The 11,526-nt window shown below is 60.0% G+C and carries 11 protein-coding genes and 1 pseudogene; 7 read left to right on the top strand and 5 right to left on the bottom strand.

Annotation, left to right across the window (positions count from 1 at the left end):
* Window positions 1-109 precede the first annotated feature (109 nt).
* The 6 genes and pseudogenes from IPM39_11355 (at window position 110) to IPM39_11330 (ending at window position 5,458) form a co-directional block, all read left to right on the top strand.
* A pseudogene (locus IPM39_11355) lies at window positions 110-1,036 on the top strand (D-ribose ABC transporter substrate-binding protein).
* Window positions 1,022-1,978 carry a D-ribose ABC transporter substrate-binding protein gene (locus tag IPM39_11350; protein MBK8986659.1) on the top strand — a complete coding sequence of 319 codons (957 nt, stop codon included), beginning with the start codon at window positions 1,022-1,024 and terminating at the stop codon, window positions 1,976-1,978. The pseudogene IPM39_11355 and the gene IPM39_11350 overlap by 15 nt, the downstream one beginning before the upstream one ends.
* Before the next feature lie 61 nt (window positions 1,979-2,039).
* Entirely contained in the window at window positions 2,040-2,600 is a 561-nt protein-coding gene (locus IPM39_11345) for a thioredoxin family protein (protein ID MBK8986658.1), read from the top strand.
* Entirely contained in the window at window positions 2,597-3,004 is a 408-nt protein-coding gene (rbsD, locus tag IPM39_11340) for a D-ribose pyranase (GenBank protein MBK8986657.1), read from the top strand. Before IPM39_11345 ends, rbsD begins: the two co-directional genes overlap by 4 nt.
* A 50-nt stretch (window positions 3,005-3,054) precedes the next feature.
* Complete coding sequence (gene rbsK / locus IPM39_11335; protein ID MBK8986656.1) at window positions 3,055-3,981, top strand: ribokinase; 927 nt, start codon at window positions 3,055-3,057, stop codon at window positions 3,979-3,981.
* 70 nt (window positions 3,982-4,051) lie between these two features.
* Window positions 4,052-5,458, top strand: coding sequence for an L-fucose/L-arabinose isomerase family protein (locus IPM39_11330; protein MBK8986655.1), 1,407 nt, complete (start codon window positions 4,052-4,054; stop codon window positions 5,456-5,458).
* An 18-nt stretch (window positions 5,459-5,476) separates the two neighbouring features.
* Here the strand turns inward: IPM39_11330 and IPM39_11325 are convergent, their stop codons facing one another.
* The 3 genes from IPM39_11325 to IPM39_11315 form a co-directional block, all read right to left on the bottom strand.
* Window positions 5,477-6,667, bottom strand: a complete 1,191-nt coding sequence (locus IPM39_11325) for an ABC transporter permease (protein ID MBK8986654.1) — start codon at window positions 6,665-6,667, stop codon at window positions 5,477-5,479.
* Window positions 6,664-7,395 carry an ATP-binding cassette domain-containing protein gene (locus tag IPM39_11320; GenBank protein ID MBK8986653.1) on the bottom strand — a complete coding sequence of 244 codons (732 nt, stop codon included), beginning with the start codon at window positions 7,393-7,395 and terminating at the stop codon, window positions 6,664-6,666. The genes IPM39_11325 and IPM39_11320 overlap by 4 nt, the downstream gene beginning before the upstream one ends.
* 61 nt (window positions 7,396-7,456) lie before the next feature.
* Complete coding sequence (locus tag IPM39_11315) at window positions 7,457-8,911, bottom strand: alpha/beta fold hydrolase (protein ID MBK8986652.1); 1,455 nt, start codon at window positions 8,909-8,911, stop codon at window positions 7,457-7,459.
* A gap of 283 nt (window positions 8,912-9,194) precedes the next feature.
* On the opposite strand from IPM39_11315, the gene IPM39_11310 reads away from it, so the two are divergent.
* Window positions 9,195-9,638 (top strand): CBS domain-containing protein, encoded by a 444-nt coding sequence (locus tag IPM39_11310; GenBank protein ID MBK8986651.1) that lies wholly within the window; start codon window positions 9,195-9,197, stop codon window positions 9,636-9,638.
* A gap of 157 nt (window positions 9,639-9,795) precedes the next feature.
* Here IPM39_11310 and IPM39_11305 read toward each other — a convergent pair whose 3' ends face one another.
* Window positions 9,796-10,617, bottom strand: a complete 822-nt coding sequence (locus IPM39_11305) for a dihydrofolate reductase family protein (GenBank protein MBK8986650.1) — start codon at window positions 10,615-10,617, stop codon at window positions 9,796-9,798.
* 76 nt (window positions 10,618-10,693) lie between these two features.
* Entirely contained in the window at window positions 10,694-11,374 is a 681-nt protein-coding gene (locus IPM39_11300) for an SOS response-associated peptidase (protein MBK8986649.1), read from the bottom strand.
* Window positions 11,375-11,526 lie beyond the last annotated feature (152 nt).

The following is an 11,526-nucleotide window of genomic DNA, read 5'->3' as shown; positions in this document are numbered from 1 at the left end:
TCTTATTTCAAGCTGAACCAATATTTCAAAACATTTGAGAGGAGAATGACACATGACAAGCCGAAAGTTATTGCAGTTGATTACCTTGTTGTTGATTAGCGCCCTGTTCATGGTTGCTTGCAGCCCCGCCGCCACAGATACACCCGCCAGCGCGCCAACGGCCGTGCCCGCCGCCGACACTACCGAAGACACGACCGCTCCCGCCGCCGACAGTGGCAAAAAATTGATCGTCGTCATCACCCCATCGCACGACAATCCCTTCTTTGGCGCGATGGCCGACATCGCCGTCGCTACCGCCGAAGAGCTGGGCTATAACACCCTGTCGCTGGTACACGACGACGACGCCAACAAACAAAGCGAACTGTTCGACACCGCCATCGCCCAGGGCGCAGCCGCCATCATCCTGGACAACGCCGGCGCCGACGCCAGCGTCGCCGCCGTGCAAAAAGCGGCCGACGCCGGTATCCCCTCTTTCCTGGTAGACCGCGAAATTACCCAGGAAGGCGTGGCCGCCGCCCAGATCGTCTCCAACAATTACCAGGGCGCGACCATTCTGGCGGAGTACTTCGTTGAATTGATGGGCGAAGAAGGGGAGTATGTCGAGCTGACCGGTCGGGACACCGACACCAACGCCCACGTCCGTTCGCAAGGTTACCACGACGTGATTGACGAATTCCCGGACATGGTGATGGTGGCCCAACAAACGGCCAACTGGAGCCAAACCGAAGCCTTCGAGGTCATGGAAACCATCCTGCAAGCCAACCCCGACATCAAAGGCGTCATCGCCGGTAACGATACGATGGCCCTGGGCGCGCAGGCGGCGCTGATTGCCGCCGGCCGTCCCGAAGTGATCGTCGTCGGCTTTGATGGCAGCGATGATGCCATCGCCTCCATCGTCGCCGGTGAACTGAAAGCGACCTCGCTCCAGCCAGTAGCCGAGATGGCGATTCAGGCCGTCAACCAGGCGCATCAATTCATCACCACCGGCAGCACGGGCAAGCCGGAGAAGCAGTCCATTGACATGGTGCTGTTAACCATTGCCAACGCCGGCAATTACGAACGCTTCGCCCCCAAACCAGGGGCGAGCACGGCCGCCCCGGCCGTCGATAGCGCCGGTAAACTCATCGTCGTCATCACCCCATCGCACGACAATCCCTTCTTTGGCGCGATGGCCGACATCGCCGTCGCTACCGCCGAAGAGCTGGGCTACAACACCCTGTCGCTGGTACACGACGATGATGCCAACAAACAAAGTGAACTGTTCGACACCGCCATCGCCCAGGGCGCAGCCGCCATCATCCTGGACAACGCCGGCGCCGACGCCAGCGTCGCCGCCGTGCAAAAAGCGGCCGACGCCGGTATCCCCACCTTCCTGGTAGACCGCGAAATTACCCAAGATGGCATCGCCGCCGCCCAGATCGTCTCCAACAACTACCAGGGCGCGACCATCCTGGCGGAGTACTTCGTTGAACTGATGGGCGAAGAAGGGGAGTATGTCGAGCTGACTGGTCGGGACACCGACACCAACGCCCACGTCCGTTCGCAAGGCTACCACGACGTGATTGACGAATTCCCGGACATGGTGATGGTGGCCCAACAAACGGCCAACTGGAGCCAGACCGAAGCCTTCGAGGTCATGGAAACCATCCTGCAAGCCAACCCCGACATCAAAGGCGTCATCGCCGGTAACGATACGATGGCCCTGGGCGCACAGGCGGCGCTGATTGCCGCCGGCCGTCCCGAAGTGATCGTCGTCGGCTTTGATGGCAGCGACGACGCCATCGCCTCCATCGTCGCCGGTGAACTGAAAGCGACCTCGCTTCAGCCAGTAGCCGAGATGGCGATTCAGGCCGTCAATCAGGCGCACCAATTCATCACCACCGGCAGCACGGGCAAGCCGGAGAAGCAGTCCATTGACATGGTGCTGTTAACCATTGACAATGCAGGTAATTACGAACGCTTCGCACCGAAGAAATAGTTAGATAGCCGCAGAGACGCTGCATGTGCAGCGTCTCTGCGGCTGGCAAAGGAGTTTGGTTATGGCTGCTGTTCCCTCGAATATGCTGGCGCTGGGCACGGTTGCGCCGGATTTTGTTTTACCGGACGCTGTGTCAGGCGCAACGATGGCTTTGTCGGCGTTAAAATCAGATGTGGCGACGGTAATTATGTTTATCTGTAACCATTGCCCTTATGTCAAACACATCAACAAAGAATTGGCGCGCCTGGGGGCCGATTACCAGCCAAAGGGGGTCGCGTTTGTGGCGATCAGTTCCAACGACGTGGCAGCATACCCGGCTGACGCCCCCGACCAGATGCGCATTGTGGCTGAGGAACAAGGTTATTCATTTCCCTATCTGTATGATGAAGACCAGAGCGTGGCCAAAGCGTATCAGGCGGCGTGTACGCCGGACTTTTACATTTTTGACGGCGAGTTGAAGCTGGTCTATCGTGGTCAACTGGACGATGCCCGGCCGCGTAATGACGTGCCGGTGACGGGCCGCGATGTGCGGGCCGCGCTGGACGCGATTTTGGCTGGAGAGCCGGTGGCGGTGGAGCAACGGCCGTCTATCGGCTGTAACATTAAATGGAAGGAAGCATGAAAAAGAGCGACCTGATCAACCAACCGATTACGGCCGTACTCGGCGGCCTGGGTCACACAGACACTCTCACCATTGCCGATGCCGGTCTGCCCATCCCGGCGACGACGCAGCGCATTGACCTGGCTCTGACCAGGGGCGTGCCTTCCTTCTTAGAGACCCTGCGCGTAGTGCTGAGCGAGATGTATGTGGAAAAAGCCATCGTGGCCGAAGAGATGCAGGTCGTCAGCCCGCAGATGTATGCCGCTGTGCTAGAAATTATGGGCGATACGCCGGTTGAACTGGTTGCCCACGTGGAGTTCAAGCGGACAACGGCCGTGTCCCGCGCCATCATCCGCACCGGCGAGTTTACCCCCTACGCCAACATCATCCTGGTGGCCGGGGCCTGGGGGTTTGTACTACCATAAGCCGTGAGCCGTAAACGGAACAGGAATACGGAATACGTCAGGAGAAACCCATGCCCCAACCCCACATCGTCGTTGTTGGCAGCTTAAATATGGACCTGGTGGTACAGGTCCCGACGATTCCTGCGCCGGGCGAGACGGTGTTGGGTGATAACTTCGCCACCATTCCCGGTGGCAAGGGGGCCAACCAGGCGGTGGCCGCGGCGCGCCTGGGGGCAAAGGTCTCGCTGATCGGTCGGGTGGGGGCGGATGCGTTTGGCGCGCAGCTTTTGGCCGCTGCCCGCGCCGAAGGCATAGACGTGACCCACGTCGGCGTGGACGAAACGGCGGCCAGCGGCATCGCTATGATCACTGTGGACGCCGCAGGGCAAAACAGCATTGCCGTCGCGTCGGGGGCCAATTATCGGCTGACGGCCGTACACGTCCACCGCGCCTGGGAGCAGTTAGACCGGGTAGACCTGCTGGTCATGCCCCTGGAGACGCCGTTGGAAACGATAGAGACGGCCGTCATGCTGGCCCAACAGTCTGGCGTGAAAGTTATCCTTAATCCGGCCCCGGCACGGCCGTTACCGGCCCATATTCTGGCCGGGGTGGATGTGTTGGTCCCCAATGAATCGGAAACCGCGCTGCTGACCGGCTTGCCAGTGACAACTGGCGACGAAACGCGGCAGGCGGCGCGCTGCTTGCTCGATTTGGGCGTAGGCAGCGTGGTGCTGACATTGGGCAGCCGCGGCGCGCTGGTATTGGCGGGGGGAAATGGGGAATTTACGGCCGTTGCCCCCTATCCTGTCAACGCCGTAGATACCACCGCCGCCGGTGACGCTTTTGTCGCCGGACTGGCCGTTGGCCTGGGCGAAGGTCGGTCGCTGCCGGCCGCCGCCCAATTCGCCAACGCCGTCGGCGCGTTGGCCGTCACCAAACAAGGGGCGCAGCCCGCCATGCCCACACGGGCCGAAGTAGAAACGTTAAGCAAGAGCTAGAGCAAGAGCGAGAGGAGGAAGGGCCTTCTTCCTCCTCTTGCTCTCGCTCTCGCTTCCAAAGGAGCGAACTATGACAACATTAGGCGTTATCGTCACCAACCGCGAGTTTTTTGCCGACCACCTGGTCGTGGACGGCCGTGCTAAAATTCTGTCTCTTCTGGCCGAACTGGGCATCAAAACCATCAGCGTAGATGCCGCTGCCACCCCTCTGGGCGCGGTGGAAACCTGGAGCGACGCGCAAAAATGCGGCGAACTGTTCCGCCGCCATCAGGACGAGATTGACGGCATCCTCGTCTCGCTGCCCAACTTTGGCAACGAGCAGGGCGTCGCCGACGCCATCCGCGAATCGCGGCTGAACGTGCCGATTCTGGTCCACGCCTTCCCCGACCGCAGCGACACCCTGACGGCCGCCGGCCGCCGCGACGCCTTTTGCGGCAAGCTGTCCGTCACCAACAATCTGTACCAGTACGGCATCCCGTTTAGCGTCACTCAATCCCACACCTTAGACCCCGACAGCGACGCCTTTGCCGCCGAAATCAACAGATTTGCCGCCATTTGCCGCACCCGCAAAGGGCTAACCAGCGCCCGCATCGGCGCGATTGGCGCGCGGCCGGGCGCGTTTAAGACCGTGCGCTACAGCGAAAAATTGTTCGAGTCGGTGGGCATGAGCGTGCAGACGTTGGATTTGTCTGACGTGTTTGGCTGGGTGCGCCGCCTGGATGATGGCGACGCCCAGGTGACGGCCGAAATCGAGCGCATCAAGCAGTACGCCGCTTACGAAGCTGTGCCCGCCGCCTCGCTGACCAAAATCGCCAAATTGTCGGCGACGATTCGCGGCTGGATGGCCGACAACGGCATTACGGCGACGGCTATCCAATGCTGGGAATCGCTGCAAAAGAATTATGGCGTGAACGTTTGCACGTTGATGAGCATGATGAGCGACGAATTGATGCCCAGCGCCTGCGAAACGGACATCGCCGGTACAGTTTCGATGTATGCCCTGACTTTAGCCAGCCACAAACCGGCGGCGCTGGTGGATTGGAACAACAATTACGACGATGATCCCAACAAGTGCATTTATTTCCACTGCGGCAACTGGGCCAAGAGCCTGGTCAAAGAGGTGCGCATCAGCACGGCGGAGGTGTTGGGCACGACGTTGGGGCCGGAAAATACCTGGGGGGCGTTAGACGGCCGTTCGCCCGCCTTCCCCCTCACCTATGCCCGCATAGACACCGATGACCGCAAAGGGGTCATCAAAGCCTACTACGGCCAGGGCCGCACCACCAACGACCCGCTCTCGCGCATTCCCGGCAACAGCGCGGTGGTGGAAGTGGAAAACTTGCAAGGGTTGATGCGCTACGCCGCCAAGAACGGCTTCGCCCACCACTGCGCCATGACCGATGCCCACGTTGCCGATGTGCTGCAAGAGGTGCTGGGAGATTACCTGGGCTGGCAGGTGTATCACCACCAGCCGTAGCCGAACGCACGGCCGTTGTTAACCAATCAGGGCAATCCGTTCCCGGTTGTACAACTGAATCGCCGCCGCCAGGCCGACAATGCCCACCAGCAGCGTCACGGCCGTTGCCGCCCCCACGTCGGCCAACGGCAGCGCTTCGCCACGCATCACTTTGTTGATCAAAAAGGTCTGTGAAATCGTTGGGATCAGGTTCATCCACGGCTGCGCTTTGATCGGCAAAATCGCCAGGAACAACGCCGGCATGAACCCGATCAACGAGAGCAGTTGGGTGTAGGTTTGCGCTTCTTTGACGTTGCGCGTGTAGGAGGCGATCAACATTTGCAGCGCCACCGCCATAAAAATGACCGGGATGATGACGATAACGGCCGTGCCCATCGCCCTCACGGTCACATTCACCTGAATCGCCGTAAACGCCTGCACCGCCGGGAAGCTCAGCAGCGCCAGAAACAGCACCGTCGCCAACGCCGTCGCTAAAATAGTAAAACCAAAGGCGGTAATGTATTTGCCAATGACAAAAGCCCAGCGCGGAACCGGATTAATCAACAGTGGTTCCAACGATTCCCGCTCTCGCTCGCCGGCCGTCATATCCACCACCATGTAGAAGCCACCCAAAAAAGCGGCCGTCAGCATGATGATCGGCAGCAAGTTCAGCACCGTGCCCGCCGCGCCGCGCGCCGCCGGGGAAACATCCACGGCCACAACGGGTACGGCCGTCATCACCGCCGGACTCACCCCCCGCGCCAGCAGCCGCAGCGCCCCAATTCGGCCGCTGTACTGCGTCAGCAAATTCTGCACCCGCGACACCGCCACGCTTGTACCCTGGTTCGATTCATCGCGCAGCAGTTCTACGGCGGCCGGTTCGCCCCGGCTAAACGCCGCCCCGTAGGTGTTGGGGATGATGAGTACCAGGTCGGCCGTTCCGTTTTGCACGGCCGTGTATGGGTCGGCCGGCGGCGGCAAAATGTCCACGTTGTACATATCCAGAAAAGCAACAAGATTGGGCGCATTTTCTGCGCCCACCACCGGCAGGCGCAATGTTTGCTCCGCCTGTTCGCTGAAGGAGCGGTTCAGAAAGCCAAATAATACAATATACAGCAGCGGATTCAGCAGCACGCTCAGCAGGGCGTTAAACACCGAGCGGCGGTCGCGCAGGTTGTCCACCGCCTCTTTGCGGCTGATGATGCCCACAAGTGACCAGGGTTGTATCATTCCAATCCCTCCGTCGTACCAATGATCTGCACAAAGGCCTCTTCCAAATCGCTCTGACCGGCGCGCTGGCGCAGCGCGTCGGCCGTACCCTGAGCCACCACCCGGCCATGGGCGATGATGACGATGTTGTCGCACAGCGACGCCACTTCTTGCATGATGTGGCTGGAAAACAACACAGTCTGCCCGGCGTCGCGCAGACGGCGAATCACCTGGCGCATGGCGCGGGTACTCATCACGTCCAACCCCACCGTCGGCTCGTCCAGCATGACATTGGGCGGATTGTGTACCAGGGCGCGGGCGATTGCCACCTTCACCTTTTGCCCGGTGGAAAAACCTTCCGTCATCCGGTCGGCGATCTCTTCCATTTCCAGCAGAGTTAGCAGTTCGTCAATGCGTGTTTCCAGGGCGGCGCCGCGCAGGCCATGCAGACGGCCGTAATAGCGAATATTCTCGCGTGAAGTCAGCCGTTGGTAGACGCCGCGTTTGTCTGGCAAAACGCCCAACCGTCGCTGCGCCGCCACGCGCTGCCGCCAGGTGTCCATCTCGTCCACCGTGGCGCGCCCTTCCCCTGGCTCTAACACCCCGGCAATCACCCGCATGGTCGTGCTTTTGCCCGCGCCATTGGGGCCAAGCAGGCCGGTAATCTGCCCATTGGGCGCTGCAAAAGAAACGCCCTGCACTGCCTGTATCGCCCCAAAAGCCTTAGAAAGATTGGTTACAGCAATCATAATATCCTCGTTGGCTGTGTGGCTGTTAGCTCTCAGCTATCAGCCAGAATATGTCGTCTGTTTATGGTCTTGGCCCTGCCGGGCTGACGAAAAAGGGCGGCGGCTGAATTTCCGCCAGGCAGGTTGTATCTAACCCGGTGACCGAACCGCTGCTAATGAAAGCCGCCACGACAGACGGGATACAGCCCATCGTCAGCACATCGTGGCCGTAGCCGGGGATGACAAGATGCAGGCTTTGCGGCAGAGCGGCGGCCACGCTGTCGGCGTACTGGGGCGGGGTGATGGGATCGGCTTCGCCGGAGAGCAGCAGGGTGGGGATGACGGCCGTTACCGGCTGCCGCAGCGCTTCGGGCACATCTGCCCGCGGCCAGTCGGCGCATGCCGTTAGCAGGTCATCGGCCACCAGACCAAATAACGCGCCCGCTTGCAGCGCCTCGGTCTGCGCCGGGTCAATCAGCGGCGCGTCTTCGCTGCACACCACCGCGTAAAACATGCCCTGGTATATCCCGGTGCTGCTGGAGATTGACAGTACCGGCGACACAATCGGCGCCACATCGCCGCTGGCGGCGGCGTTATGAATCAGCAGCGGCAGCAGCGAGACAAAATCGGCGCTGTACAGCAGGGCAAAAATGCTCTGCATAAAATCCTCTCGCCCCAACGTCATTTCGACAATTTCGCCGGTCACGGGATGGACCAGCGTCACCGCCACTTCCTCATCCAGCCGGGTCAGCAGGCTGGCAAATTCAGCTTCCAGGTTGGGGAAAGTCTCGCTGCAGGCGTCGTCGGCGGCGCAGCGGGCAAAAAAGAGGTCCAGCGCCCGCTGGCCGTCTCGTGGGGCTTGCAGTTGCAGCACCAGTTCCGGTCCGGCGACGGCGTTCAGCACCACGCTGCGCGTCTGTTCGGGGAAAAGACGCATGTATTCCAGCGCCGCCCGGCTGCCATAGGAAACGCCAATCAGGTTGATTTGACCATAGCCCAGGGCGGCGCGCACCGCATCCAGGTCGGTCATGGCGATGGTGGTGTGGTACTGCGTCAGGTCGTTGTCGGCGGCCAGTTCCTGGCGGCACGCCGCCAGCGCCTCGCTCACCATCTCCTCGGTGCTGTCCAGCGGCAGGTCACGCACGTTGGGACACGCCAATGGGTTGGACTGGCCCGTGCCGCGCTGGTCCACTAGAACAATGTCGCGGCTCTGGTTCAGTTTTTGCAGCGCGGGCAAAATCTGCGGAAAGGCGGTTATGGCCGCCTGCCCCGGTCCACCGGCCAGCATAAAGATGGGGTCGGGCTGCGGATTGCTCAACGTGGCCGGCAGGACGGCAAAGTGAATATCCAGGGTACGGCCGTTTGCGGCCGTCTGGCTGCGGTCTTCGGGCACGGTGATGGAACCACACTGTGCCGTCACGCCGCCGCTAAGCTGGCAGGTGGTGAGAACGGCCGTAGGCGTTGGCGCTGGTTCAGTTTGATTTTGGCAGGCAGACAGCAGCAGGAACGTGATGACAAGCAAAAAGAGTTGTTTCATACGGTTTTTAGAGGGGGGTGAATGGTGCGTCCACGATGGGCGCTCAGGTCATTCCAATTGTGCGGCCAAATAATGAGCGTAATTGTACGCCAAAACAGCCGATAGCACACCAAGACCTGCCGAGTCTACCCCGACTCATGGGCAATAGATGACATTTGTTACTGTAAACGTGGCAAACCTCTCCACTAAAATAGATAGAGGTGGTATCATCGTGGCCCGCACCCGCTGAAAACTGACCACCTGAACACTGAAAACTATTTGCTATTTTTCATGGAGGAGCCAAATGAAACAAGAACTCGTGCGAGATTGGATGACGGCTAATGTCATTCACGTCACCCCAAACACAACGTTGCCCCGCGCACATGAATTGATGACGCGCAACAACATTCGCCGTTTGCCGGTGGTGCTTGATGATAATATCCTGGTCGGCATCATCACCTTGGGCGATGTGCGCGGGGCCGAGCCATCGCAGGCCACGTCGCTGAGTGTCTGGGAGCTAAACTATTTGCTGTCTAACCTGCTGATTGATGAGATTATGACCAGAGAGCCGGTGACTGTGCGCGACGATGCCACCATCGCCGAGGCCGCCAGCCTGATGCTTGATTACCGCGTCAGCGGCCTGCCGGTGACTGACAAACAAGGCAAGCTGGTCGGCGTCATCACCGAGTCCGATATTTTCCGCATGGTGGTGCGCCATGAATGGCAGCGGGTTGAATCGCCGGTTTAGTGTGCGCGTTGGGTAAGCCGTATTCCGTATTCTGTGAGCCGTGTTTCGAGGGTCGTGGGGTGCTGTTTTTGGCAAGCGCCAGCGGAATACGGGCTAGGGGCTGGGGTTGACGGCCGTTATACTGGCAAAGGTTATCATCTGCCATTTTGTCAGCTTGTCAGGTGTTGTAGGCCAGAAATAGTTGGCCCCGGCCATCCAGCCCCTGTGGGTCGTGGTAGAGGGTGTGCAGGGACATGTTAACGGCCGTATCCAACAACGCTCCCTCCACAATGCTGGCAAAGGGGCTGCCGCCCAACAGTCGGTTGGCCTGGGTCAGATAGAGCCGGTCTAACACGTCGCCGCGCAGCAGCAGGTGCAAAATTCTAGGGCCGGCGGATGAATAAATGGTCTGGTAGCCCAGTTCCCCCATCCGCTGCACCAACTGAATACCACCCATCCCATTTTCGTCCCCTGCTACAATCACCTGCCCGGCCTGCGCTTCAATCTCGCGCACACGGGCGGTGTTGGGGTTGGCGGTAGTGAAGACGACTACTTTGCGCCCTCCGGCCGTCAGCACATCGGGGATGGGAAAATCCAGGCTGCCACTGATGATGGCGATGTCTGGCTGCGGCGGCAGCCCCTGTTCTTGGCGCCAGGCGCGCAAATCGGCAAAGCGCGGGTCGTCTACCTGCAAAATTTCCTGGGCACGGCCGTCTGCCCAATCGCGCAAATAGCGGCCGCTGCTGATGATCAGGTCGGCCTGGGCAGCCAATTCTTGAAACAGCCGCCAATCTCGTTCGTTGGCAATCTGTTTGGGCACTGTCAACCCCTGGCCGCTGGCGTGGGGAATGGCGATACGGCCGTCTAAACTGACGACAAAATTGGCATAGACAAACGGCCGTCCGGCCGCCCGGTATTGGCGCAGGTTGTGGTTCAGATAGAGGTTGGTCAACGGCCGTTCGGCCGCCGGTAAGGGATAAAGTTGGATGACGCTGTTTATCATAGTCGGTAAGCCTGTAAGTCGGAAGCCGTAAGCCGTAAACCGTAAACCGCCGTTCACGGAACACGGATTACGGCTAATGCACGGGCCGCAAGCAGGTAGGGTCGTCGTGGGCGGGGCTGTTCACCCAATCGCTCACTGCATAGGCGGCCATGCGTTCGGCGGGATACGGCCGTAACAGATGTTGCGCCATCTCCGGCTGCAAACCGGGATACAGCCAATCGTCATAATCGGCCGGGTCCAGAATCACCGGCATCCTGTCGTGGATGGGGGCCATCAGTTCGTTGGGCGTGGTGGTCAGGATGGTACAGCTTTCCAATTCGCTGCCATCGCCACCCTGCCAGATTTCCCACAGACCGGCCAGGGCAAACGGCCGTTCCTCCTGTAAATGGATGAACATCGGCTGCTTGCCGCGCTCCAGCTTCTGCCATTCATAAAAGCCATCGGCCAATACCAGGCAGCGCCGCCGCTTGAAGGCGGCGCGAAACGCCGGTTTCTCGGCCACTGTCTCGGAGCGGGCATTGATCAGCCGCGCCCCCATCTTCAGGTCTTTGGCCCAGGAGGGGATGAGTCCCCAATGAAACAGGGTTAGCTCGCGCTGACGGCCGTCCTTCGCCGGGCGCACCGCCAGCACCGGCTGCGTTGGCGCCACGTTATAACGCGGGCCAAGTTGGGTCACGTCTAATCCGGTAAACGCCACATCAAACGCCGTCAGCAGCGTATCGCCAGAGCTGGCTAAGGCAAATCGTCCACACATACTCACCTCCGTTGGTTAACGGCCGTGCCGTTTTCTTTTCAGCCCGTCACCAGTATACCGGAGTCCGCCCGAATCAGGGCGAATCCAGTCAATCTTTGATACCCCTCTTTGGTTCTATACCCGCAAAGGTCATCGTCTGACATTTTTGTCAC

The organism is Candidatus Leptovillus gracilis, from assembly GCA_016716065.1.
In the GTDB taxonomy this organism is placed as follows: domain Bacteria; phylum Chloroflexota; class Anaerolineae; order Promineifilales; family Promineifilaceae; genus Leptovillus; species Leptovillus gracilis.
This window is presented reverse-complemented; position numbering and strand designations above follow the sequence as displayed.

What these genes read in the sequence shown, in the direction of transcription:
- IPM39_11350 (MBK8986659.1), top strand. Translation starts at nt 1,022, where the DNA reads ATGGTGCTGTTAACCATTGCCAACGCCGGCAATTACGAACGCTTCGCC.
- IPM39_11345 (MBK8986658.1), top strand. Translation starts at nt 2,040, where the DNA reads ATGGCTGCTGTTCCCTCGAATATGCTGGCGCTGGGCACGGTTGCGCCG.
- rbsD (MBK8986657.1), top strand. Translation starts at nt 2,597, where the DNA reads ATGAAAAAGAGCGACCTGATCAACCAACCGATTACGGCCGTACTCGGC.
- rbsK (MBK8986656.1), top strand. Translation starts at nt 3,055, where the DNA reads ATGCCCCAACCCCACATCGTCGTTGTTGGCAGCTTAAATATGGACCTG.
- IPM39_11330 (MBK8986655.1), top strand. Translation starts at nt 4,052, where the DNA reads ATGACAACATTAGGCGTTATCGTCACCAACCGCGAGTTTTTTGCCGAC.
- IPM39_11325 (MBK8986654.1), bottom strand. Translation starts at nt 6,667, where the DNA reads ATGATACAACCCTGGTCACTTGTGGGCATCATCAGCCGCAAAGAGGCG.
- IPM39_11320 (MBK8986653.1), bottom strand. Translation starts at nt 7,395, where the DNA reads ATGATTGCTGTAACCAATCTTTCTAAGGCTTTTGGGGCGATACAGGCA.
- IPM39_11315 (MBK8986652.1), bottom strand. Translation starts at nt 8,911, where the DNA reads ATGAAACAACTCTTTTTGCTTGTCATCACGTTCCTGCTGCTGTCTGCC.
- IPM39_11310 (MBK8986651.1), top strand. Translation starts at nt 9,195, where the DNA reads ATGAAACAAGAACTCGTGCGAGATTGGATGACGGCTAATGTCATTCAC.
- IPM39_11300 (MBK8986649.1), bottom strand. Translation starts at nt 11,374, where the DNA reads ATGTGTGGACGATTTGCCTTAGCCAGCTCTGGCGATACGCTGCTGACG.